This window comes from Actinocorallia longicatena (genome assembly GCF_039534125.1).
GTDB lineage: Bacteria > Actinomycetota > Actinomycetes > Streptosporangiales > Streptosporangiaceae > Actinocorallia > Actinocorallia longicatena.
The window spans coordinates 76,192-99,653 of the sequence record NZ_BAAAUV010000026.1; the positions used below are offsets into that span (position 1 = coordinate 76,192).

19 protein-coding genes are annotated in these 23,462 nt (G+C 72.3%); 6 read left to right on the forward strand and 13 right to left on the reverse strand.

Annotated elements, in window-relative coordinates; genetic code table 11:
* The first annotated feature begins 260 nt into the window (after positions 1-260).
* The 3 genes from ABD785_RS33770 (at position 261) to ABD785_RS33780 (ending at position 2,733) form a co-directional block, all read left to right on the forward strand.
* Entirely contained in the window at positions 261-1,523 is a 1,263-nt protein-coding gene (locus ABD785_RS33770) for a DUF1996 domain-containing protein (protein WP_344836570.1), read from the forward strand.
* 46 nt (positions 1,524-1,569) lie between these two features.
* Positions 1,570-2,163: a DUF305 domain-containing protein gene (locus ABD785_RS33775; RefSeq protein WP_344836573.1), complete on the forward strand. Its 594-nt coding sequence runs from the start codon at positions 1,570-1,572 to the stop codon at positions 2,161-2,163.
* An 87-nt stretch (positions 2,164-2,250) separates the two neighbouring features.
* Complete coding sequence (locus tag ABD785_RS33780) at positions 2,251-2,733, forward strand: SRPBCC family protein (RefSeq protein ID WP_344836576.1); 483 nt, start codon at positions 2,251-2,253, stop codon at positions 2,731-2,733.
* Positions 2,734-2,833: 100 nt separating this feature from the next.
* Here the strand turns inward: ABD785_RS33780 and ABD785_RS33785 are convergent, their stop codons facing one another.
* The 4 genes from ABD785_RS33785 to ABD785_RS33800 all read right to left on the reverse strand — a co-directional run bounded on the left by ABD785_RS33785 (position 2,834) and on the right by ABD785_RS33800 (position 6,431).
* On the reverse strand, positions 2,834-3,736 hold the full coding sequence (locus ABD785_RS33785; protein WP_344836579.1) for a hypothetical protein: 903 nt from the start codon (positions 3,734-3,736) through the stop codon (positions 2,834-2,836).
* Positions 3,737-3,815: 79 nt separating this feature from the next.
* Positions 3,816-4,580 carry a hypothetical protein gene (locus tag ABD785_RS33790; RefSeq protein WP_344836581.1) on the reverse strand — a complete coding sequence of 255 codons (765 nt, stop codon included), beginning with the start codon at positions 4,578-4,580 and terminating at the stop codon, positions 3,816-3,818.
* A gap of 164 nt (positions 4,581-4,744) precedes the next feature.
* Positions 4,745-5,428 (reverse strand): hypothetical protein, encoded by a 684-nt coding sequence (locus tag ABD785_RS33795; RefSeq protein WP_344836583.1) that lies wholly within the window; start codon positions 5,426-5,428, stop codon positions 4,745-4,747.
* 343 nt (positions 5,429-5,771) lie between these two features.
* Positions 5,772-6,431 carry a TetR/AcrR family transcriptional regulator gene (locus ABD785_RS33800; protein ID WP_344836586.1) on the reverse strand — a complete coding sequence of 220 codons (660 nt, stop codon included), beginning with the start codon at positions 6,429-6,431 and terminating at the stop codon, positions 5,772-5,774.
* Between the two features lie 286 nt (positions 6,432-6,717).
* Between ABD785_RS33800 and ABD785_RS33805 the strand changes: the two genes are divergently transcribed.
* On the forward strand, positions 6,718-7,188 hold the full coding sequence (locus ABD785_RS33805) for a hypothetical protein (RefSeq protein ID WP_344836589.1): 471 nt from the start codon (positions 6,718-6,720) through the stop codon (positions 7,186-7,188).
* A gap of 3 nt (positions 7,189-7,191) precedes the next feature.
* Here the strand turns inward: ABD785_RS33805 and ABD785_RS33810 are convergent, their stop codons facing one another.
* From ABD785_RS33810 to ABD785_RS33850, 9 genes are all read right to left on the reverse strand, one after another.
* Positions 7,192-8,088, reverse strand: a complete 897-nt coding sequence (locus ABD785_RS33810; RefSeq protein ID WP_344836592.1) for a DUF3455 domain-containing protein — start codon at positions 8,086-8,088, stop codon at positions 7,192-7,194.
* A 98-nt stretch (positions 8,089-8,186) separates the two neighbouring features.
* Positions 8,187-9,263, reverse strand: a complete 1,077-nt coding sequence (locus tag ABD785_RS33815) for a mechanosensitive ion channel family protein (RefSeq protein ID WP_344836595.1) — start codon at positions 9,261-9,263, stop codon at positions 8,187-8,189.
* 132 nt (positions 9,264-9,395) lie between these two features.
* Positions 9,396-10,418, reverse strand: coding sequence for a cobalamin B12-binding domain-containing protein (locus ABD785_RS33820; protein WP_344836597.1), 1,023 nt, complete (start codon positions 10,416-10,418; stop codon positions 9,396-9,398).
* The gene (locus tag ABD785_RS33825) at positions 10,415-12,058 is read right to left on the reverse strand and encodes a PP2C family protein-serine/threonine phosphatase (protein WP_344836600.1); all 1,644 of its coding nucleotides are present in this window, start codon (positions 12,056-12,058) and stop codon (positions 10,415-10,417) included. The genes ABD785_RS33820 and ABD785_RS33825 overlap by 4 nt, the downstream gene beginning before the upstream one ends.
* Positions 12,059-12,099: 41 nt before the next feature.
* A complete protein-coding gene (locus ABD785_RS33830; RefSeq protein WP_344836602.1) occupies positions 12,100-13,281 on the reverse strand; it encodes an ABC transporter ATP-binding protein in 1,182 nt (393 codons plus the stop codon).
* A gap of 3 nt (positions 13,282-13,284) precedes the next feature.
* Entirely contained in the window at positions 13,285-14,115 is an 831-nt protein-coding gene (locus ABD785_RS33835) for a carbohydrate ABC transporter permease (RefSeq protein ID WP_344836604.1), read from the reverse strand.
* Positions 14,115-15,026 (reverse strand): carbohydrate ABC transporter permease, encoded by a 912-nt coding sequence (locus tag ABD785_RS33840; protein ID WP_344836607.1) that lies wholly within the window; start codon positions 15,024-15,026, stop codon positions 14,115-14,117. The genes ABD785_RS33835 and ABD785_RS33840 overlap by 1 nt, the downstream gene beginning before the upstream one ends.
* The gene (locus ABD785_RS33845; protein ID WP_344836610.1) at positions 15,023-16,264 is read right to left on the reverse strand and encodes an ABC transporter substrate-binding protein; all 1,242 of its coding nucleotides are present in this window, start codon (positions 16,262-16,264) and stop codon (positions 15,023-15,025) included. Before ABD785_RS33845 ends, ABD785_RS33840 begins: the two co-directional genes overlap by 4 nt.
* A 69-nt stretch (positions 16,265-16,333) precedes the next feature.
* Positions 16,334-17,623 carry an FUSC family protein gene (locus ABD785_RS33850; RefSeq protein ID WP_344836613.1) on the reverse strand — a complete coding sequence of 430 codons (1,290 nt, stop codon included), beginning with the start codon at positions 17,621-17,623 and terminating at the stop codon, positions 16,334-16,336.
* A 150-nt stretch (positions 17,624-17,773) separates the two neighbouring features.
* On the opposite strand from ABD785_RS33850, the gene ABD785_RS33855 reads away from it, so the two are divergent.
* Positions 17,774-19,285 carry an SDR family oxidoreductase gene (locus tag ABD785_RS33855; RefSeq protein ID WP_344836616.1) on the forward strand — a complete coding sequence of 504 codons (1,512 nt, stop codon included), beginning with the start codon at positions 17,774-17,776 and terminating at the stop codon, positions 19,283-19,285.
* Between the two features lie 107 nt (positions 19,286-19,392).
* Positions 19,393-23,462 (forward strand): beta-ketoacyl synthase N-terminal-like domain-containing protein (locus ABD785_RS33860; protein WP_344836619.1); only part of this gene is annotated, 4,070 nt, incomplete at its 3' end.

Genomic DNA, 23,462 nt, shown 5'->3' on the forward strand with positions numbered 1-23,462 from the left:
GCTCACTTCGATACTTAAAATAAGTCTAAAGACAATCCTTTGGCTACCCCCGGAGGGGGCCCGGAAACCGGCGGCCCGGTCGAGCCTCCCTTCTCGATCGGGCCGCCGGGGTCAGGGGATCCGGCGCCTTCGAGACGCAGAGCCTGAGGGTTCGTCTCGTTCGTGTCAAGGCCTTGACACGAGGCGGTTACGGACTCAATCTTGCTCCGGGAGCGCTCCCTTCAAGACTAAAAATAAGTGTCTAAAATGAAGGGAGAGAGATGTCTCTGAGACCTGTCCGCCTGGCGGGACTGCTGCTCCTGGTCCTGCTCGCGGCGCTCGTCGACGGCACCGTCCGGACGGCCGCCCAGGCCGCTCCATCGGTCATCTCACAAGGGAGAACGGCCACCGCGTCGTCGGTCGAGGGGGCGGGCACGCCCGCGTCCGCGGCCTTCGACGGGAACACCGGGACCCGCTGGTCCAGCAGCTGGTCGGACGGCCAGTGGATCAGCGTCGACCTCGGGGCCAGGGCCTCGATCGAGCAGGTCGTGCTGCGCTGGGAGGCCGCCTACTCCAGCGGATTCGACCTCCAGGTGTCGGCGGACGGCGCGAACTGGCTGACCGTGCACAGGACCACCGGCGGGACCGGCGGTGTGCAGACCATCGGCCTGTCCGCCACCGGACGCCACGTGCGGCTGCTCTCGACCCGGCGCGCGACCGGCTGGGGCGTGTCGCTCTTCGAGTTCCAGGTGACCGGCGAGCTCGGCACGACCGCGATCCCGCCCGGCGCCGTCCGGGTGGCGGAGTTCCTCGCCGAGTGCCCCTACACCCACCGGCTGCCCGACGACCCGATCGTCGTCCCCGGCATTCCCGGCGGATCGCACATGCACAGCTTCTTCGGCAACCAGACCACGAACGCCCACTCCGACCTGGCCGCCCTCCAGGCCGGCGGGACGAGCTGCACGCCCGCCACCGACCCGTCCTCGTACTGGGTGCCGACGCTCTACAACGGCGCCACCCCGGTCGAGCCCACCGGGACGACCTTCTACTACCTCGGTGAGGGAGTGAACGAGGGCGTCACCGCGATCACCCAGCCGTTCCCGCTGGGCCTGCGGATCGTCGCGGGGAACGCGAAGGCGACCGGGCCGGACGGCACGATCGCCCGGTGGTCGTGCCTGCACGCCGGTCAGGTGAACCCGTCGCACGACTTCGTGACCTGCCCGCCCGGCACGATGATGGAGTCCTACCTGGACTTCCCGCAGTGCTGGAACGGCGTCGACCTCGACGCGCCCGACCACAAGAGCCACATGGCCTACCCGGTCAACGGCGCCTGCCCGGCCACCCATCCGGTGCCGGTGCCGAAGCTCCGGCAGGTCCTCAGGTACCCCGTCAACGGCGATCCCGCGCAGTTCCGGCTGGCGTCGGGGCCGGGGTACACGATGCACGGCGACTTCTTCAACGTGTGGCCGCCCGCCGAGATGGCGCGACGGGTCCGCGACTGCATCAATCCGATCGTCAAGTGCGGCTTCGACGGCCACGCCTGACCTTGAATCCGTCCGGGGAACCTCCCCCCTGGGCGGCGGAGTCCTCATGAAGACCGTGCTGAGCGGCGGCCTCGTCCTGGCCGTCACCCTGCTGACCGGCTGCTCCGCCGGGCACGCGGGCCACACCGGGCACCCGCACCCGGCCGTCGAGAGCCCGGCCGTCGCGAGCCCGGCCGTCAAAGGCTCGGCCGTCGCGAGCCCGGCCGGGTTCAACCCGACCGACAGGGGCTGGATCCAGCTCATGATCCCGATGGCCGAGAGCGCCACCGAACTGCTCGCCCTCGCGCCCTCGCACGCCGGACGCCGCGAGGTGAGGGCGTGGGCGGCCGCCGTCGCCGAGGCCCAGCGGACCGAGCTGGACGGCCTGCGCGCCCTGCTGGCCCGGGCCGGCCTGCCCACCACGAACATCCACGAGGGCCACGCCATGCCCGGCATGGTCACCGGCGCCGACCTCGGCAGGGCGGCGACGCTCAAGGGCGCGGCCTTCGACGCCCTGCTGGTCACCGCCCTGCGCGCCCATCTCGACCAGTCGGCGAAGGTGTCCGCGGCCGCCTCGGAGTCCGGATCCGACCCGGCCGCCCGCGCTCTGGCCCGGCGCATCGCCGACGTCCACGGGACGCTCCTGTCCGCCGCTCCCTGAGACGTCGCCGAAGACCGCCAGGGCCGGGCCGGGCTTTCCGGGTACCCGGGCAGAACACCGTTCGGGTGGCATGTGAGGATGACGGGCATGGCTACCGAGCGGTTCGAAGTCGTCCGAGATGTCCCGGCGGAGCCCGGCGCCGTGTTCGCGCTGCTGCGGGACCCCCAGGGCCATGTCGCCATCGACTCCAGCGGGATGCTGCTGTCGGCGGAGGGCGAGCCCGTCGAGAAGGCCGGCGACCAGTTCGTCGTGCACATGGACCGGGAGGCGCTGAACGACTATCCGATGGGCAAGTACGACGTCACCGTCATCATCACCAAGTACGAGGCCGGCAAGCTCATCGAGTGGACGGTCCGCGGACGCATCCGGCCGCAGCTCAAGCACGTGTACGGCTACCGGCTCGAACCGTCGGAGACCGGGACGCTCGTCACGTCCTACTACGACTGGAGCGAGATCGACGAGGCCTACCGGGACAAGGGCGTCTTCCCCGTCATCCCCGAGGCGGGCCTCCGCGCGACCCTCGGCATCCTCTCCCGCACCGTCGCCCCCGGCCAGGGCCTGCCCGCCTGAACCCGGGCCGCCCGAAGCCGAGCCGCCCGAAGCCGGGCGGACGGAAGTCCCGTGAGCAGCGGGAACACTGCTCACGGGACCCCTCCGGGAGGGCTTCGGGTCACTTCCTCCGCTGGGCCGCCTTCGCCTTGATCGCGGCACGGGCCTGTTGCGGCGTCAGGGTCCGCAGCGCCTTGAGCGTCCCGGTCAGCGCCGGGTCGGCGTAGCCGCGCCACCTGGTCTGCGTCTCGAAGACGGCCGTGTTGGTGCCGGCCTTGGCGGGCAGCCCCGCACGCAGGTCGGCGATCGGGTTGAACAGCCCCCACGGTCCGCAGCCCTCGGACTTCGGCACGCTGAAGGCGTTGTCGACCAGCCGCGAGGTGAACACGCTCGGGTCGTCGGGGTGGGCCTCGATCGGCGTGCCCGAGATCGGGGTGTTGGGCGGCGGCGGGTCGGTCGTCAGGAACGTCAGGTTCAGTGTGACGGGACTGGCCGCCGAGCCGATGAAGCAGCCGTCGCCGAGCAGCGTGTTGATCGTCTTGATCTTGAGCTTCATCCGGTAGGCGACGCTCGGCGCGTCCGGCGGCGAGGAGACCGGGTCGGCGGCGAACTGCGGCTGGGCGGAGACCTGGAGCACCGGCAGGATGTCCGTGCCGGGGATGCCGAAGATGCCGCCGTCGACCCGCACCGGATCGCCCTTGAGCGGGGTGAAGATGAACTTCTCCTCCAGCGTGACCGGGTCGAAGCCGTTGGCGAAGGTCATCCGGATCGGGCTGGTGATCTTCTGGTCGATCCTGCCGAGCTGGAGCCGTCCGCCGGTGATGACCACGACGCTGCACAGCCAGAAGTCCGGCACGGCGTCCGGCGGGAGCTGGGCCGCCGTCGGGCAGTCGTCGAAGGTGAGGGCGGGCGAGATCGGCGGGGCGGCGGCCAGCGCGGCCTGCGGCGGTGCGGCCACGGCGAGCGCGCCCGCCGCGAGGGCCAGGGCCGCCGCGGATCCGCGCCGGACGAGGGGTGCTTTCATCGGGTCTCCTGGAAGGGGGGCGTGCACGACGGTGCGGGCCGCCCGGAGGCGGCCCCGCACCAGGGCCTGGCGGCAGGACCTAGAGCTGGTCGTAGGTCTTGAACGACACGTACTGCTTGAAGATCGCCGTGTTCTTTCCGGCGGCCGACGGCAGGCCCGCGTACAGGTTGACGGCCAGGTCGAGCAGGCCGAGGCCCGCGCCGCAGCCGGTGGCCTTCGGCACCGCGAACGCGTTGTCGACGACCGTGGTCTTGAGCACCGGCGGGTCGTCCTGGACGACCTCGGGCGGCGAGCCCTCGATCGGGGTGTTGGGCGGCGGCGGGCTGGTGGCGGTGATGCCGAGGTTCAGGCTGATCGGCTTGGCGGCCGAGCCGATGAAGCAGTTGCCGCCGAGCAGCGGGTTCTGGACGTTCACCTTCAGGCCGAGCTGCACCTTGCTGTCCTGCAGGCCGAAGCCGCCCGCGTACTTGGGCTGGGCGTAGACGGCCGTCACGAACGGGTCGCCGAACAGGCCCGGCTGCACCAGGAACTTGCTCGCCTTGAAGCTGCCGAAGACGACCTTCTCCTCGAGGGTCTCCGGGTCGAAGCCGTTGGCGTAGGTCAGGGTGATGGGCGAGCTGATCGTCTGGTTGATGGAGCCGAGCTTGAAGGTGCCGCCGTAGGTGATGGCGACGTTGCACTGCCAGAAGACCGGGTCGGCGCCGGACGGGAGGGCGGGGCAGTCCGCGAAGCTGAACGCCGGGAGGGGCTCGGCCGCCGCCGCGGGGGCCGCGGCGCCCAGCAGGGCGCCGCCGAGGGCGAGGGTGACGGCGCAGGCGGGGAGGCCGCCGAAGGTTGTTCTCATGCTGCTCCAGTCAGGACGGACGGACGGGCCGCCGGAGAGCGCGGCCCGTCCTCGGGTGGGATCGAGCGGTGTCGGATCGTCGGGTTCTGATCGATCGGTGTCGGGTCGATCGTCAGGTGGACGATTGCGGATCGATCAGTCGTTGATCCGGCGGTGGGTGAGCGTCAGGGTGCGAGGACGAGGTCCGCGCCGCCCGGGTTCGTGACGATCTGGAACTTGCCGTTGGCGACCGCGGTGGCGGGGCAGCGCACGTCGGAGCTGGTCCGCTGGAGCGACTGGCCGGCGAGCTTGCCCTGGCTGTGGGAGTTGGTCGTCACGGGCCGGTTGGCGTTGGCGCCGTTGTAGACGTCGATCACGAGCGCGGTCGACGTGGTGAGGCCGTAGTCACAGGTCAGCGACGGGATGCCGATGCTGGGGAGGGTCAGGACGGCCCGCACCAGCACGTTGAGGTTGGGCGCGAAGATGGTGATCTTCCCGTCCCGTCCGCCGGCGATCGCCGCGTAGTCGACCTGGCCGCCGCTGTAGGGCAGGTTGAGAGCGGTGACCGTGGTCGTCCCGCCCTTGTTGTTGGTGCAGCCGGTCAGGCCGACACCCGTGAGCTGGCCGTTGAGGCCGTTGGACTGGATGTAGGCGTCCAGCGTGCCGCCGGTGCAGGTGTTGGTGATGAGGCCGAGCGTGCTGGTGCCGCTCAGGGTGACGTTGCCGCCGATGTTGGTCGCCCGGACGTTGCCGGTGTACGCGACGCCACCCGAGGTGATCGTCGCGGACGCGAACGCCGAGGTCGTCGTGGTGAGCAGAAGCGCGAAGGCGCCGAGGACGGGCAGCCCGATTCTGCGGATGCTTCTCATGATTCCTCGTTTCGAAGGGGGGAATTCGAGGACTCCGTGCACCGCCTTCCCGTCCGGGCCCTGGGTGGAAAGGGCGTGTCACGGCATTCGGACCGAATCATGAATGAAGGCGTTCATCAACAGCCGGCTACCGGTCGGTAGAAACGGCTTCGGGTTTGGGAGACCTGATTGGGACCCTTGTGGAGTGTCCGGATACCGGCTCCATGTGCGGGAGCCGTCACCTCACTCTGGGTGATCACGGCTGACCGGCCGCAGGTCCGGTATGACGTGGGTCACGCCGGGGCCCCGACCGGGCGGTCATCCGGCCATGCGGACCCGACGGCCGGATCCGGCCATGCCGTGATCAGCCCTGGAGCGGGGCCTCCGGGCCCCAGCGGGCCGGATCGGGCACCGCGAACGCGGCGAGAAGACCGTTCAGCAGCTCCGGCAGCCGGTCGGTCTCCCCGCGCCTGATCCGGGTGTAGGCGACCTCGTAGATCCCGCCGACGATGGTCTCGGCGATCAGGGCTGGCTCGGGATAGTACGGGTAGAGCTCCCGGGTGTTCCCCTCGATGACCTGCACGAACGCGTTCACCGCCCGGTCGCGCCGGTCGGCGGCGGCGGGCCCGGCCGCCAGGCTCTCCACGACGCAGGTGCGCGCGGCGAGGGGTTCGGCGGCGAGGAACTCCAGGAACGCCCCGACCCCGGCGCGCAGCCTCCCGCCGGCCCCGGCCTCGCCCCGGTGGGCGTCCATGACGTGGGTCATCAGCCGCTCCAGGACGGAGTCGAACGCCCTGAGGAAGGCGTCCTCCCTGTTCCTGAAATGCACGTAGAAAGTGGCCCTCGAAACGCCCGCGTGGGCGGTGATGGCGTCCACTGTGAGGGCGGCGTAGCCATTCGTGCCGACCAATTCGAGGACCGCCGAAAGAATGCGGGATATCTGGTGTCCGACCACGTAGTCACGGGAGAGCGAGTGCCGTCCGGACGGCAATCGACGCGCGCCTGGCCCGCTCTCTCGTACCATCTCCGCTCCTTGTCCGGGCCCCGATCGTCTCACGGTGGAGCGCCGGCGCCCGAAGGTGGGCGGCCCTTACGGGACCGGCCACCCCTGGCCACGGACTTGCGACCGCCCGGAACGCGAAGGCCGGAATCGCCTGGACATTCCGAACCGAGAATGTCCAGTGGATTCCCATCCTGAACGGTCGGAGACGCCCCCCGCCCGCCCGGTAATTACGCGAGGAAAGCATTGCGAACCAGGAGATCCCCGCGGCCGTCCCATCCAGTGACCCCCTCATGGAGATGGAGCCGACATGGTCCGCAACTCACTGATCGCGGCGGTCGCGACGGCCGGCGTTCTGGCGCTGACCGGATGCGAGGTCTCGATCGGTTCGGACTCCGCGAAGCCGACCGAGACCGCCGCACCCGCCGCCACTTCCGCCCCGTCCGCCGCACCGTCCGGTTCCGCCACCGCGGCGGCACCGCCCAAGGCCGGAGTCTTCGCCACCGCGAAGGACGCCGCCGACGCCCTCGTCGCCGCCTGGCACCTCGGCGACAAGACCCAGGCCCTGAAGGCCGCCGGACCCAACACCGTCGAAAAGGTCTTCGCCAGCGCCATCTCCGACGACAAGATCCAGGCCTGCCGCGCCGGCTCCGAGGCCGGCGTCTCCTATGCCTACGACTGCTACTACGCGTGGAAGGACGGAACCACCTCCCACTTCTACGTCGACCCCTACCCGGCCACCGGCTGGCGAGTGGTCAACTACCAGCAGATCCTCAAGTGACCGTTACCCGGCGTCCCGGATGAAGACGTAGTCCGCCCGGTAGCGGCTCTCCGCCCTGGGCGTGACGCCCGGGTCGCAGGGGCCGGTGGGCGCGAGCCCGCCGACCGTGTTGAGCCGGAGGATCTCGTCGGTCTCCGACAGGAGGCCGCCCGGGGCGCCGGCCTGGGTGGCGGCCAGGTCGAGTTCGGCGATGTTCCCGGCGCCGTTCGGGGTCCGGCTGAGGACCCTGCCGGTCACCGCGGATCCGTCGGGGGCCGCCCACTCGGGCGGTCCGGCGGGTCCCGGCACGGCGAAGAAGTGCGCGATCCCCCGCTGGAGCGAGGCCCGCACATCGTCCTGGGTGAAGGCGAAGGTCCCGTCGGGCTGACGGGTGCACGCGTAGATCTGCGCCCCTTCTGTCACCGCGGCGGCGAAGTTCTGGTCGAGCGCCCGCCGCATGTCGATCCGGCTGGTCAGCCCGTGGATCTGCCCCCGCACCGCCCCTCGCGGGAACGCGGTGTTCGCGAGGTCGACGGAGAAGCCGCCGGGGTCCTCCCGCAGGTTCACCAGGACCTTCGGGTCGGTGACCCGGACCGTCCCGGTGACGAGGTTCCGCCCCGTCAGCAGCCGCGTCGCGAACAGGACGACCTTCGTCTCCCCGTCGCTCCCCTTCGGCCCCTGCCGGAGCACCCCGCCGGTGGGGATCCCCATCCCGTCGAACCGGATCGCGTACGACAGCAGGTCGCCCTCGATCCCGAGGAACGCCACCCCGCTCCCGTCCGCGTCCCCGCCGCTCACCACGTTCGCCCCGTTGAGGGCCGTCGCGAAGGAGCCGCCGCCCTCCGCGGCCTCCGCCGCCCCGCCGGTCATCCCGGCCACCGCGATCACCGCGACGGCCACCGCACTCGTCACTCGCCTCATCACGAACTCCGTCTTCCGAGGGCCGGCACCCCCTGGCACCGGCATCTGGAAGTTGCACGTCCCTTCCGGCCGCACCCGTTCACCCCCCGGAGGAGACCTCAATCACCGCCTGCGCGCTGAACCGGAACGCCCCCCGCACCGTGCGCGCCGGGCGTGCGGTGGATGAGGTTGTGGGTGGGGAGGGGGATCTCGATGCCCTCGGCGCGGAAGCGGGCGTGGAGGGCCTTGAGGAAGGCGTGCTTGACGGGGTACTGCTCGTTGTACTCGATGGTGCGGAGGACGACGAGGAAGTCGACACCGGTGTCGCCGAAGGTGTGGAAGCGGACGAGGGGCTCGTAGCCGGGGACGCCGCCGGGGGAGTGGTTCATGATGGCGCGGGCGACCTCCAGGGTGACCTTCTCGACGGCCTCGAGGTCGCTGTCGTAGGCGACCTTGGCCTGGAGCATGAAGTCCATGTGGCGGGTCGGCTGGTGGAAGTTGGTGAGGATCGCGTCGGCGAAGCGGGCGTTGGGGATGATCACCAGGTTGTCGAAGATGTCGCGGATGGTGGTCTTGCGCCAGTTGACGTCGACGACCTCGCCCTCCTCGCCGGTGCTCAGCCGGATGACGTCGCCGGGCTCGACCGTCTCCGAGGCCAGGATGTGGACCCCGGCGAAGAGGTTGGCGAGGGTGTTCTGCAGGGCCAGCGCCACGGTCAGGCCCCCGACGCCCAGCGCGGTCAGCATCGGGGTGATGGAGACGCCGAGGCTCTGGAGCAGCACCAGCGTCCCGATGACGAGGATGACCGCCCGGGTGATGTTGGCGAAGATCGTCACCGATCGCTCCACGCCGGAACGGGCGGAGGCGACCGAGCCGACGATCCCGGCGGCCAGCCGGGCAGTGGCCAGGGAGACCGTCAGGATCAGCACGGCCGACAGGGTCTGGCCGATGACGGTGCGGACGTCCGGCTGGAACCGCACGATCAGGGCGCCGATCCACAGGCCGCCGATCATGCAGAGGATGGACGCCAGATCGCACAGCAGCCTGACGACCAGATCGTCCCAGGTGGTGCGGGTGCCCGCGGCCCAGCGCGACAGCCGCCGCAGGGAGAACCGCAGGAAGAGGCTCACGACCACCAGGGCGGCCACCAGACCGGCGGCCATCGCGACACGGACCCATTCGAGCGGCTCGGGCAATCAAGATCCGTTCTATGTAGCGTGCAGGTAACCGTTGCGACCCTACCCACGCCTCACGAGGCATGGCGAGCAAGGTGAGGATCCCCTCACCTCTGGGTCACCTTCCGCAACCGTCCGTGAGGGGCGTCGCGCTCAGGCCGTCGCGCTCCTGGCCTCGGCGAGGAAGGCGCGGGTGCGGTCGAAGTCGGCGAAGCGCCCGGTGAGGGCGTCGAGCAGCCGGGGGACCGCGGACGACCCCGACGGCGCCCGCCGGGCCAGGACCTCGACCGTCCAGGAGAGGGCGTCGAGGAAGACGCGCGAGTCGTCCAGGTAGAGGGAGGCCGCCAGCGCCTCGACGGTCTCGGTGACGCGCTCGGTGGTCTCGCGCCGTTCCTGGGCGGTGCCGTCGTCGAGGGCGCCCCGCTCGAACAGGACCTGCTTGACGATGTCGGAGGCGGCGAGGGAGACCAGCGTGTACTCCTGGTCGGCCAGGTGGGGCAGGTCCTCGAGGGTCCGGTGGCCGGGCCGCGGTTCCCCCGGGACGCCCTTGTCGAGCAGGTCGGCGGCGGCGCCCGCGTCGGGCGCCCAGCCGTCGGCGGCCAGCCGGGCGGCGTAGCGGCCGCCGGGACCGTGTCCCGCCCCGCCGACCAGGACCGGGACGCCGAGCGCGTGGCAGGCGGCGACCGCGGCGTGCGCGGCGGGCAGCCGGGCGGTGGTCGTGCTCGACAGCGCGACCGCATCGGGACGCCCGGACCGCAGATGCGCGATCAGGTGCGGGGTCGGCATCTGCGCGCCGAGGTAGTCGACGTGCCAGCCCCTGAGCTGGAGCACGACGGCCAGCAGCCGGGCGGGGAAGGCGTGCCACTCCCGGTCGGAGCAGGTCACGACGATCCGGCCGAGGCTCCGCCCGGTCGCGGGGGCGGGCCGCCGCGCGACGAGCATCTCGGTGGCGTGCCCGCACACCGACGTCGCGATGTGCTCCTGCGCGACGGTCATCCGCCCGGCAGCCCACTCCGCGCCGACCTTCATCTGGACGGGCGCGATGAGGCCGAGCAGCACCGACTCCACGCCCTTCCCCTCCTCGAGCGCCTCCAGCGCGGTGCCGGCGGCGGCGTGGTGGTCGCCGTCCGCGACGGCGTTCCACAGGGCTTGGACGTGCCGTTCCCGGGGTGTCATCGGGCCGTGGCTCCTTCGTCTCGCGGGAGGCGTTCCGGGCGGGGCCCCATCGCGACGACGGCCATGTCGTCGCCGAAGCCGTCGCCGATCCACTCCGAGGCCAGCATGTGGACGCGCTCGACCAGCGCGTCGGGGGGCATTCCGCCGCAGCGCGACAGCTCCTCGCGGAGCCGTTCGTCGCCGAAGAACTCGTTGCCGAGGGGACCGCCCCTGGCCTCGGTGACGCCGTCGGTGTGCAGCAGGCAGGTCTCGCCCTTCGCGAGCTCGACCGAGGCGGTGACGGCGTCGATGTCATCGAGGGCACCGATGAGGGTGCCGGCCGTCGGCACCTCCTCGACCCGGCCGTCGCCCCGGACGATCAGCGGGGCCGGATGCCCGGCGCTGGTGAGCCGCATCTGGACCCGGGGCCCGAGATGACGGACCGAGGCGAGCACGAGTGTCACGAACGTGTTGGGGTCGCCGCCCAGCAGGACCATGGTGTTGAGCCGGTCGAGCAGCTCGCGGTGGTCGGTGGTGACCGGCTGGAGGATGCCGAGCGCGGTGCGGAGCTTGCCGGTCAGGACGGCCGCCTTCAGCCCGCGCCCGCAGACGTCGCCCAGCACGATCATGGATTCCCCGCCGGGCTCGGCCGCGGGGTAGACGTCGTAGAAGTCGCCGCCGACGCGGAGCCCGCCGCCCGCGGTCTGGTAGCGAGCCGCCATCACCACGCCGTCGAGGTCGCGGGTCCGCGGGGGCAGCAGGTCCTGGATCAGCACCTCGGTGATCGACATCTGCTCGGCGTGCCGGCGGGCCGCGGCCAGGGCCGTTCCGGCGAGCGCCGCGAACGCCCGGGCGAACTCCTCCTCGTCCTCGGAGAAGCGCGGCCGGTCGTGCCGCCGCACCAGCACCAGCGCGCTGTCGGGTCCGCCGGGATCGGCCAGCGCGGTGACCATCATCGAGCCGGGCTCGCCGACGCCGTCGCACAGGAACCGGCCGGGCACGGAGTCGGGCGCGATCCACTGGGACGGCACCGGCGGATAGCCGTGGAGGACCTCGGCGAGCCCCGGCACGTCGCCGGGATCGAGGCCGAGACGTCCGGTGCGGACCCTTCCCTCCGGCCCGCACTGGACGGCCGTGTAGTCGCGCCGCCCGTCCGGCGAGACCACGAGCGCGACGTCGGCGAGGTAGCGGGCGAGGGCGACGGTCGAGTCGAGGCAGCTCTCCACGTCGAGGGAGGACAGTTCGCGGGAGGCCGCGGCCAGGAACGAGGTCCGTTCCCGCTCCGCGGCCAGCAGCCCGGCGAGCCCGTCCCGCTCGGGACGGTCGGCGCGGGCCATGAGCCACCACAGCACCAGGGTTCCGGAGGCGGTGGGATGGGCCTCGAAGAACCGCTCCCCGACCTTCCCCCTGACGATCCGGTCCCGCGGGTCGGCCGGCGGACGTTCGGTGAACCGCTGGTGGGCGCGGGCCAGCCAGCCGGGGACGGCGTCGGCCAGGGCGGTCCCCGGCACGGCGCCGGCGAACAGCAGGCGCCCGGCCTCGTTCACTCCTGCGACGGCCCCGGCCGGATCGACCGCCAGGACCGGATAGGGCGCGAGCCGCCAGGTGGGCGTGATCGTGCCGAGAATCTGGTGTTTCGTTCGCGGGGGGTGACCGCTCATGGCCGAACGTTACTCCCGCGGCCTCCCCGGATCAGCAATTCTCAAGAATCATCATCGGTCAGATTGGCGCCCGTCTCGGGGTCGAAGAGGTGGATCAGCGCGGGATCGTAGGAGAGCGTCAGCTCCTGAGCCTCCCTGGCCTGCGACTTCACGTCGAGGCGGGTGACGAGCTGGACCCGCTCGCCGTCGGTGAGCGAGCCCTGGAAGGCCTCGGCGAGGTGGTCCGACCGGACCGCGCCGCCCGCGTCGAGGTCGATGTAGGCGTACTTCTCCGCGCCCAGCGACTCCAGGATGTCGACCCGCCCGGTGAAGGACGGCCCGGGGTCGCCGCCGGCGGTGTTCGCGGCGATGCGGGCGTCCTCGAAGGCCTCCGGGCGGATGCCCATGATCACCTGCGGGGGCGCGTCGTGCCGTTCCAGCGCCCGCCGGGTCCTGTCGTCCAGCGGGATGTCGCCGAGCAGGGTGTGCAGGCTTCCGGAGCCGATGTCGGCGGGCAGGAAGTTCATCGACGGCGAGCCGATGAAGCCCGCGACGAACAGGTTCTTCGGATGGTGGTAGAGCTCCTCGGGCGTCCCGACCTGCTGGATGACGCCCTTGCGCATGAGCACGATGCGGTCCCCGAGCGTCATGGCCTCGGTCTGGTCGTGGGTGACGTAGACCGTGGTGGTGCCGAGCCGGTTCTGCAGCCGGGAGATCATCGTGCGCATCTGCACGCGGAGCTTCGCGTCGAGGTTCGACAGCGGCTCGTCCATCAGGAACGCCTTGGGGTCCCGGACGATCGCCCGCCCCATCGCGACCCGCTGCCGCTGCCCGCCGGACAGGTTCGCCGGCTTGCGGTCCAGCAGCGCCTCCAGGTCGAGGATCTGGGCCGCCTCCTCGACCTTGGCCGAGGCCGCCGCCTTGTCGACCTTGGCGAGCTTCAGCGGGAAGCCGATGTTCTCCCGGACGGTCATGTGCGGATAGAGGGCGTAGGACTGGAACACCATGGCGATGTCCCGGTCGCGCGGCGCCTTCTCGTTCACCCGCCGGCCGTCGATGAGGAGCTCGCCGTCGCTGATGTCCTCCAGCCCGGCGATCATGTTCAGGGTGGTCGACTTCCCGCAGCCCGACGGCCCCACCAGGATCACGAACTCCTGGTCGGCGATGGTCAGGTCGAGGGCTTCGACCGCGGTCGTGCCGTCGGGGTAGCGCTTGGTCACCCCGTTGAGTGCGATCTCAGCCACGGATCATCCCTTCACAGCTCCTGAGGTCAGGCCGGACACGATCCGGCGCTGGAAGAACAGAACGAACAGCACGATCGGGATCGTGATGACGACGGCCGCCGCGGCGATGGACCCGGTCGGGTCCTCGAACTGCGAGCTGCCGGTGAAGAACGAGATCGTCGCCGGGGCCGTTCGCGCGCGGCTGGAGGACGTCAGCGAGATCGCGAACAGGAAGTCGTTCCAGCAGACGATGAACGCCAGGATCGCGGTCGTGACGACCCCGGGCGCGGCCAGCGGCGCGATGACCATGCGGAAGGCCTGGGCGGGCGTGGCGCCGTCCATCTTGGCGGCCTTCTCCAGCTCCCACGGGATCTCCTTGAAGAAGTTCGCCAGGGTGAAGATCGTGAGCGGCAGCGCGAAGGTGATGTAAGGCAGGATCAGGCCGAGCCAGGTGTTGAACAGGCCGAGGTTGCGCTCGATCTGGAACAGCGGGGTCACCAGCGAGATCTGCGGGAACATCGAGATCAGCAGCGAGATCCCCAGCACCAGGTTCTTGCCGGGGAAGGTCAGCCGGGCCACCGCGTAGGCGGCCATCGTGCCGATGGCGATCGCGATGACGGTCGAGATCAGGCCGATGCCGATCGAGTTGAACAGGCCGCGCACGAAGTCGTCGTTGTCGAAGATCCCGGTGTAGTTGGACCAGGTCCACTGGCGCGGGATGAACGAGCCGTCGGTGATGCTGCTCGCGCTCTTGAACGACAGCGAGACGATCCACGCGACCGGGATCAGCGCGTAGAGCACGACGATGATGTTGATGATCGTCCAGCGGGCGCGGACGCCGCCTGTGGTGGCCATCAGCGCCCGCCTCCCGGTTCCTGGCCCGGCGCGCTGGCCCCGAGCCCCTTGACGAAGATCAGCGCGATCAGCGCGACGATCAGGAAGATCAGCACCGACATCGTGGAGCCGATGCCGAGATTCAGCCCGCCGATGAGGTTGTGATACGCGATCACCGAGACCGAGCTGGTGTTCTGCGCGCCGTTGGTCAGCACGTAGATGTTGTCGAAGATCCGGAACGCGTCGAGCATCCGGAACAGCACGGCCGCGACGATCGCGGGCTTCATCAGCGGCAGCGTGATCATCGTGAACCGCTGCCAGGTGGAGGCGCCGTCCATGGAGGCCGCCTTGAGGGCGTCCTCGGAGACGAGCGCGAGCCCGGCCATCAGCAGCAGCGCCATGAACGGGGTGGTCTTCCACACCTCGGCCAGGATGATGATCGCGATCGCGGGCCAGTGCTCGGTGAGCGGCGCGGTGCCGTCCGGGAGCATCGCGGCCAGCCAGCCGGTGCCGGGCGTCCAGGCGTACTTCCAGCCGTAGGCGGCCGCGACCGTGACGATGCCGTAGGGGATCAGGACGACGGTGCGGACCAGGCCCTTGCCCATGATCGTCCGATACATCACCAACGCGATCGCCATGCCGAGCACGAGCTCGATCACCACGCTGACGATGGTGATCAGCAGCGTGACGCCCAGCGCGTCCCACCAGAACGGGCTGGTGAGGACCGTGCCGTAGTTCTCCAGCCCGATCCAGGCCTGCTGGTCGGGGAAGCGCAGGTCGTTGCGCTGGAACGACAGCAGCACGGAGTAGACGATCGGCCAGCCGGTCACCAGGAGCATCACGAGGGCGGCCGGCGCGCACAGCCACCAGCCCAGCCGCCGTTCGGCGCGGCGGCCCTCGCTCACCGCCGCGACCGCGGGATCACTTTTCACGGCAGTACCCCCTTGCTCTGCAGCGCGTCCGAGATGAGGTCGTCGAGCGTCTTCAGGGTGCTCGGCGGGTCGATCGACGCGGGCGGGGAGAGCGTCACCGCCGTGACGGTCGACACGTTCTGGTAGGTCGGCGTCTTGGGCCTGGGGGCGGCCGTCTTGAGGGCGTCGAGGATGGCCTGGCGCATCGGATAGGCCTTGGCCATGCCCTCGGCGCTGTAGACGGCTTCGATCGTCGGCGGCAGGCCGTCCTTGGTGGCGGCGATCCGCTGGCTCTCGGGGTCGCGCAGGCAGAGCGCGGCCTTGAAGGAGGCGTCGGGGTGGTGGGAGTAGCGGCTGACGGCGAAGTTCGCGCCGCCCAGCGGGGAGCGGCCCGGGCCGGTGATGCCCGGGTAGGCCGCCCACTTGAAGTTCCTGATCATGTCGGGCTTGTTGGCGGCCATCGAGGCGTAGACGAACGGCCAGTTGACCTCGTAGGCGGCGCGTCCGGCCTCCACGGCGAGCCGGGCGTCGTCCTCCTTGGTGTTGGACAGCGACGGGTCGGCGGCCTTGGAGCGGGCGAAGTCCCGCATCGTCTGGAGGGCCGTCAGGGCGGGCCGGCCGAGTTCGACGCGCTCGCCGTCCTGGCTGAGGATCCGTCCACCGGCCGAGGTGACCAGGCTGTTGAACCAGACCACGATGCCCTCGTACTGGGCGCCGGTGACCTCGCCGTAGTGGGGCTTGCCCGCCTTGGCCAGCGCGGCCGACGCCGCCATCAGGCCCTGCCAGGTCGACGGCGGGTCGGGCAGCAGGTCCGAGCGGTACCAGAGCAGCTGCACGTTGCTGTTGTAGGGCGCCGCGAAGAGCCTGCCCTTCCACATCGCGGTGTCGATCGGCAGCGCCAGGGTGCCCTTGCGGGCCTGCTGGGCGTAGGTGCCGCTCCACTCGCGGATCCACTCGGCCTCGGCGAGCTCGGCGGTCCAGGTGACGTCGAGGCCGAGGACGTCCAGGCCGGAGTCCTCGGCCGCGAGCCTGCGGACGAGCTGCTCGCGCTGGTCGTCGGCGCCGCGCGGAAGGGTGTTGAGGACGATCTTGTAGGCGCCCTTGGCCAGCCCGTTGCACCTCTTGACGATCTCCGCCATGTTCTGCTGGGGCGCGTTGTAGAGGTTGATCGTCGGAGTGCCGCCCTCGGAGTCCGAGCCGCAGGCGGCGAGCCCGAGCACGGCCGCCGCGGTCACGGCGAGTACCGGTCTGTTCCTCATGGGGCTTCCCCTACCCCGGCCTCTTTTCATGATCACCAAGAGCGGTCGATGGGTGATCAAAAGGTGGGGCTAGGGTAGGCGCCCCGTGGTGTGGCTGCGGGCGTAGCGGTCGGTGGCGGCGGGGCGGTCCTTGGGGCGTCCGGGGCCCTTGCGGGCGGGGCGGAGCCTGGCCTTGTAGTGCGGTTCGGGTGGGACGGGCCGGTGCCTGACCACGCCGTGGACCAGCGGTTCGCGGCCGTCGCGCATGCCGTCGAGCAGCCGGTCGAGGTGGACGAGCAGCTCGCCGTGCAGCGGCCAGTGGCCGGGGTCCTCACGGAGCAGCGCGCCCAGGGCGTCGCGTTCGCGGCGGCCCGCGTCGAGCGAGGACTCCAGCAGCCCGGTCTGCCGGACGGCCTCCTCCTCGGTCGCGGAGGTGGCGGCCGCGCAGTAGCGGCGGGTCGCCTGGGCGAGCTCGCGGAGCGTGGCGGCCAGCCGGTCGCGGACGTCGGCCTCCCACATCTCCTTGCCCAGGCCGGAGCGGTCGAGGGTGTGGAGCTTGGTCCGGTCGGCGACGCTGCGGGTCAGCCCGCGGGTGGTGACGGCGGCGTGCTCGAAGGTCTCCAGCGCCAGCCGCAGCGCGGGCCCCGGCGAGGCGCCGTTCCTGGCCCGCGGGTTGAGCCTGGCGCTCTCCTCGGCGGCGGCCAGCGCCTGCTCGGTCCGCTGGATGTCCCTGGCGCGCTCCTTGGATCGTTCCACCCAGGTGCCGACGGTCTTCTCGTCGGGTTCGGCGCGCAGCCCGCCGGCGATGTCGTCGAGCAGCCCGCTCATGGACGCCCCCAGCTCCGTGATCGCCTCGGCCGCCGGCTGGACCCGCACCGGCGAGGCGATCAGCCCGGCGGCGAGGCCCACCCCGGCCCCGATGATCGTCTCGACGATCCGGTCGGTGGCGGCGGCCTCGGTGCCGAGCTGGAGGATCAGCATCGCGCTGATCGGCACCTCGAGGATGTGGTCGTTCAGCTTCAGCACATGCCCGAGGACCAGCGACGCCGCGATCGCGAGACCGAGGCTCCACCAGGTGAAACCGAGCAGCGCGGCCAGCGCCACCGCCACGAGCACCCCGGTGGCCACGCTGAGCACGCGCTGGAAGGCGTGACGCATGGTCTGGTAGGAGGAGGCCTGGACGACCAGCAGCGCGGTGAGCGGCGCGAGCAGCGGAGCCTGGACCTCCAGCAGCAGCTCGGCGGCGAGATAGGCCGCCATGGCCGTGACGACCAGCCGGGTGATCTCGACGGCCGGAGGGCGGGAGCGCCTGCTGATCAGCCGGACGCTGCTGGTGGACACGTTGCGGACGCGCGAGGTGACGGTGGAAGCGTAAGGCACAGCCTGAAGGAACCTCATGACGTGGGCGGAGATGCTGTCACCTCCTTCAATCGCCCCCCCGAAACGGATATTCCACGCTTTACCGTCTGTTGGCATCCTGAAGAGGGGCGAACGGCGAAGAAGAAGGGAGGCAACCCTGAGGGAGGCGACATGCGGGTCCTGGTGACGGGCGCGAGCGGGTACATCGGCGGGCGGCTCGTTCCCGAGCTGCTCAAGGCGGGGCACACCGTCAGGTGCGCGGTGCGGCGGCCGGAGAGCGTCGGGGGGATGCCCTGGGCGGGACGGGTGGAGATCGTCACCGCCGACGTCCAGGACGCGGAGGCGATCGGCCGGGCCCTCGACGGGATGGACGTCGCCTACTACCTGGTGCACGGGATGGGCGGCGGCTCGGGCTTCGCGGAGCGCGACAGGGAGGCCGCGGAGATCTTCGCGGCGGAGTCGGCGCGGGCGGGCGTCGGTCAGATCGTCTACCTGGGCGGGCTCGCCTCCGGCGGCAAGATGTCGCCGCACCTGCGCTCCCGCAACGAGGTCGGCCGCATCCTCATGGCCGGGACGGTCCCCGCGGCCGTCCTGCGCGCCGCGGTGATCATCGGCTCGGGGTCGGCCTCGTTCGAGATGCTCCGCTACCTGACCGAGCGGCTCCCGGTGATGGTCACCCCGCGCTGGGTCGGCACCCGGATCCAGCCCATCGCCATCCGCGACGTCCTGCACTACCTGACGGCCGCCGGGGAGTGGCAGGGCATCAGGGGCGTCTTCGACATCGGCGGCCCCGACATCCTGACCTACAAGGAGATGATGCTGCGCTACGCCTTCGTCGCCGGGCTGCCGCACCGCACGATCGTCCCGGTGCCCGTGCTCAGTCCCGGGCTGTCGAGCCACTGGGTGGGGCTGGTCACCCCGGTGCCGTCGAGCATCGCGCGTCCGCTGGTGGAGTCGCTGCGGACCGAGGTCGTCTGCCGTGACAGGCGGATCGCCGAGCTCGTCCCCGACCCGCCCGCCGGGCTGACGGCCTTCGACGAGGCGGTGGCGCTGGCGCTGCGGCGGATCCGCGACGCCGAGGTCGAGACCCGCTGGTCGTCGGCGTCGACCCCGCGGCGCCCGAGCGATCCCCTGCCCACCGACCCCGGCTGGGCGGGCGGCAGCCTCTACACCGACGAGCGCACCGTCCGCACGGCCGCGTCGCGGGAGTCGGTCTGGCGGGTCGTCGAGGGCATCGGCGGCGACAACGGCTGGTACTCCCTGCCGCTGGCCTGGCGGCTGCGCGGCCTCGCCGACCGGATGAGCGGCGGCGTGGGCCTGCGCCGCGGCCGCCGCGACCCGAACCGGCTGCGGGTCGGCGACGCCCTGGACTTCTGGCGGGTCGAGGCGGTCGTCCCCGGCGAACTGCTGCGGCTGCGGGCCGAGATGATGCTCCCCGGCCTGGCCTGGCTCGAATGGACGCTCCGCACCGAGGCCGGCCGGACCGTCCTGCACCAGCGGGCGATCTTCCACCCGCACGGGCTCACCGGCCATCTCTACTGGAAGCTCATCACCCCCTTCCACGCCCGCATCTTCGGCGTCATGCCCCTCAACATCGCCACCACGGCCCTGCGGGCGGAGGAGCCCGCCGCTGCATCGCTCCGCGACCGGCAGGCCAAGGTCTCGGACGGTTTTCGGGGGTGACGTATGGGGTCTGCAAAATGCCGCTTGGGGCCGGTGTGCGCCCGATTTCGGCACGGCGTCCTTACCTAGGGTGATCCCCCGGGTCCACAGGGGGAGGCACGGGGGTCATGGGCGAGCCGATCGCGATCATCGGTATGGGGTGCAGGCTGCCCGGCGGGGTGCGGTCGCCCGAGGACCTGTGGGACGTCGTGGCCGGGGAGCGCGACGCCACCCGCGACCTTCCGCTGGATCGCGGCTGGGACCTGGCCCGGCACTACGACCCGGCTCGGACCGGCCGGATCGGCACCTTCTACCAGCAGCGGGGCGGTTTCCTCGACGCGCCGGGCGAGTTCGACGCGGAGTTCTTCGGGATCGGTCCGCACGAGGCGGCCGCGATGCACCCCCAGCAGCGGCTGCTGCTCGTGACCGCCTGGGAGGCCGCCGAGCGCGCCGGAATCGATCCGGTCACGCTCCGTGACACCGTGACGGGCGCCTACGCCGGGGTGTTCGCCGTGGACTACGGGCCCCGGCTGCACGAGGGGACCGCCGAGGTCGAGAGCCACCTGTATCTCGGGTCGGCGGTCGGCTCGTCGTCCGGGCGGGTGTCCTACGCGCTCGGGCTGCTCGGCCCCTCGGTGACGGTCGAGACGCAGTGCTCGTCGGCGCTGACGGCCGTCCATCTGGCCGTCCAGGCACTGCGGGCGGGGGAGTGCGGGCTGGCGTTCGCGGGCGGGGCGTGCGTGATGGGCACCCCGGGGATGCTGGTGGCCTTCAGCAGGCAGCGGGCGATCGCCGCGGACGGCCGTTCCCGCTCGTTCTCCGACGCGCCCAACGGCTTCGGGGTCGCCGAGGGCGCCGCCACCGTGCTGCTGGAACGGCTGGCGGACGCCCGCGCCGCCGGCCGCAGGATCCTCGGAGTGATCCGGGGTTCGGCGCTCAGCCAGGACGGCGCGACCAAGTACATGGCGGTGCCGAGCAGCGCCGCCCAGCAGGCGGTGATCCGGCGGGCGCTCGCCGACGCCGGGCTGTCGGCCCCCGAGGTCGACCTGGTCGAGGCGCACGGGACCGGCACCAAGGTCGGCGACCCGCTGGAGGCGGCCTCGGTCCTGGCGACCTACGGGCAGGGCAGGCCGGAGGGCTCGCCGGTCCACCTCGGCTCGCTGAAGTCGAACATCGGGCACACGATGGCGGCGTCGGGGCTGGCGGCGATCGTGAAGGTCGTCATGGCGATGCGGCACGGGGTGCTGCCCCGGAGCCTGTACTCCGAACGGCTCAACCCGAAGATCGACTGGGCTTCGGGGCAGGTCAGCGTGCTGTCCCGGGCCCGTCCCTGGGAGCGGGCCGGACGGCCGCGGCGGGCGGGCGTCCTGTCCTACGGCATCACCGGGACCAACGCCCATGTGATCGTCGAGGAGTGGCCGCAGGAGGATCCGCCGCCGCCGGCGGTGGCGGCGGCCGTCCCGGTGCCGTGGGTGCTGTCGGCGCGCACGCCCCGGGCGCTGGCCGAGCAGGCGGGCCGGCTGCGGGCCTGGCTGGCGGAGCGTCCGGCGGAGCGGATCACCGACGTCGGCTGGTCGCTGGCGACGACCAGGACCCGGTTCGAGCACCGGGGGATCGCGGTCGGCCGGGACCGGGCCACCCTGATGGCCGAGCTCGACGCCCTCCAGCACGGGCGGCGCGGCCGGGGCCTGGTCACCGCGGCGGCCGCGCCGGGGGCCACACCGGTGTTCCTGTTCCCCGGCGACGGCCCGGTCCGGCGGGGCACGGGCCTCGACCTGATGGCGGAGTCGCCGGGATTCGCCGGGCGGATGCGCGAGTGCGGTCTCGCGCTGGCTCCGCTGGTCGGCTGGGACCTCCTGGACGTCCTGCGCGACGGGCCCGGTCCGGAGGCGGCGCAGGCCGTCCGGTTCGCGCTGATGGTGTCGCTGGCCGGGCTCTGGCGCGACCACGGGGTCGAACCCGCCGAGCTCGCGGCGTACGGCGTCGGCGAACCGGCGGCGGCCGTGGTGGCGGGCACGATGACGCTGGCGGAGGCGGCGGCCGAGGTCGCCCGGCGCGGGCACGCCCTGCCGGGCCTCGCCGACCACGGCCGCGACGGCCGCGACGCCTACCGGAGGAGGATCGAGGACCTGGCGGCCACCGGGGCCCGGGTCTTCGTCGAGCTGGGCCTCGGCCCGGCCGCGGGCCGGAGCCCGCTCCCCGCCGGCTCGGCCGCCGTGGCGACGCTGCGCCGCGACTCCCCTGGCCTGGACGGTTTCGTCACCGAGCTCGCCCAGGTCCACGCGCACGGCGCCGCGATCGGCTGGGCGCCGTTGCTCCCGGGCGCCCGGACGGTCGAGCTGCCGACCTACGCCTTCCAGCCGCGCCGCCACTGGCTCGACGCCACCGGCGGCACCGACCTGGCCGCGGCGGGCCTCCAGCACCCCGACCATCCGCTGCTCGGCGCGCAGACCCCGCTGGCCGGCACCGGCGGCTTCCTGTTCACCGGGCGGCTGTCCACGCGCACCCATCCGTGGCTGGCGGGCCACTCCGTGCGCGGCTCCGCGGTGCTGCCCGCGGCCGTCCTGCTGGAGCTGGCGTTGCAGGCCGCGCACCGCAGCGGTGCCGAGGCCGTGGCCGAGCTGCTGCCCGAGACCCCGCTGACGGTCGCCCCGGACGAGGACGTCCATCTCCAGGTCGCCGTGGGAGCCCCCGGGCACTCGGGGGACCGGCCGATCACGATCCATGCCCGTCCCGCCACGGGAGCCTCGTGGATCCGGCTGGCGGTGGGCGCGCTCGCGGCCCGCGCCCCCCGCGGCGAGCCGCCCGTCGCGCTCCCCGGCGACGCCGTCCCGGTCGATCTCGGCGGCTTCTACGACCGGTCGGCCCGCTACGGCCCGGCCTTCCACGCCCTGCGCCGGGCCTGGCGGCACGGCGAGGACCGGTACGCCGACCTCGAACTGCCGGCTGCGCCCGACGGGTTCGGCCTCCACCCCGCCCTCCTGGACGCCCTTCTGCACGCCCTGTTCCTCGACGATCCGGCCCGTCCCCTCACGCCGTCGTCCTGGCGGGGAGCCCGGCTCGCCGCGACGGGCGCCCGGGCGCTGCGCGTCCGGCTCTCTCCGGTCCCCGGCCCGGTCCCGGCCGCCTACACGGTGAGCGCCGCCGACCCCGAGGGCGGTCCGGTCCTGCACGTGGACCGGGTGGTCGTGCGGCCCCTGCCGGAGGACGGCCCCGCGCCCGCGGTCGTCAGGGACGCGCTGTTCGTCACCTCCTGGACGCCCCGCGCCCCCGGCCCCGAGGCCCCGGTGGGCGAGTACGCCGTCCTGGACCTGCGTCCGGGCTTCGGGCCGCCCGGCGCCCGGGCGGTCCGGTCGGCGGCGACGGGCGCGCTCCGGATGCTGCGAGAACGCCCGGGACGGGTGCTCGTGATCACCCATGGCGCGGTCGCGGCGGGCCCGGAGGAGGCGGTGCCCGACCTGGTGCACGCGCCGGTGTGGGGGCTGGTCAGGGCGGCCCAGGCCGAGAACCCGGACCGGATCGTGCTGGCCGACATCGACCGCGACGGACGGTCGGCGGAGCTGCTGAGGACCGTCATGTCGCTGGGCGAACCGCTGCTGGCGCTGCGCGGCGGCGTCCCGCTCGTGCCCGGGCTGGCCAGGCTCCCCGACGCGGGCTCGCGCGGCACCCCGCTGCGGCCCGGCGGGACCGTGCTCGTGACGGGCGGACCGGACGGGCTCTGCGGCCCGGTGGCCCGCCATCTCGTCACCGGGCACGGGGCCCGGCGGATCGTGCTCGCCGCGCGAGGCGGGCCCGCGGCGCCGGGCGCCGCGGAGCTGTGCGCCGAGCTGACGGCCCTCGGCGGCGAGGCCGTCAGCGACGCCTGCGACGTCGCGGAGCGGGAGGAACTGGCGGCCCTGCTCGCCAGGGAGCCGGTCGACGCCGTGATCCACATTCCCGTCGTGCCGGGTGACGCGGGCTTCACGGCCCTTGACGCCGACGGGCTCGACCGGACCCTGCGCGAGGGCACCGACGCCGTGCTCCACCTGCACGATCTGACCGCCGGCCACGACCTGAGGGCCTTCGTGGTCTTCACCCCGGCGGCGGGGCGGCTCGGGACGGCCGGGCACGCGGGCCTGGCCGCGTCGGCCGCGTTCTTCGACGGCCTGGCGCGCACCCGGCGCGCCCGCGGCCTGCCCGCCACCTCGCTGGCCTGGGG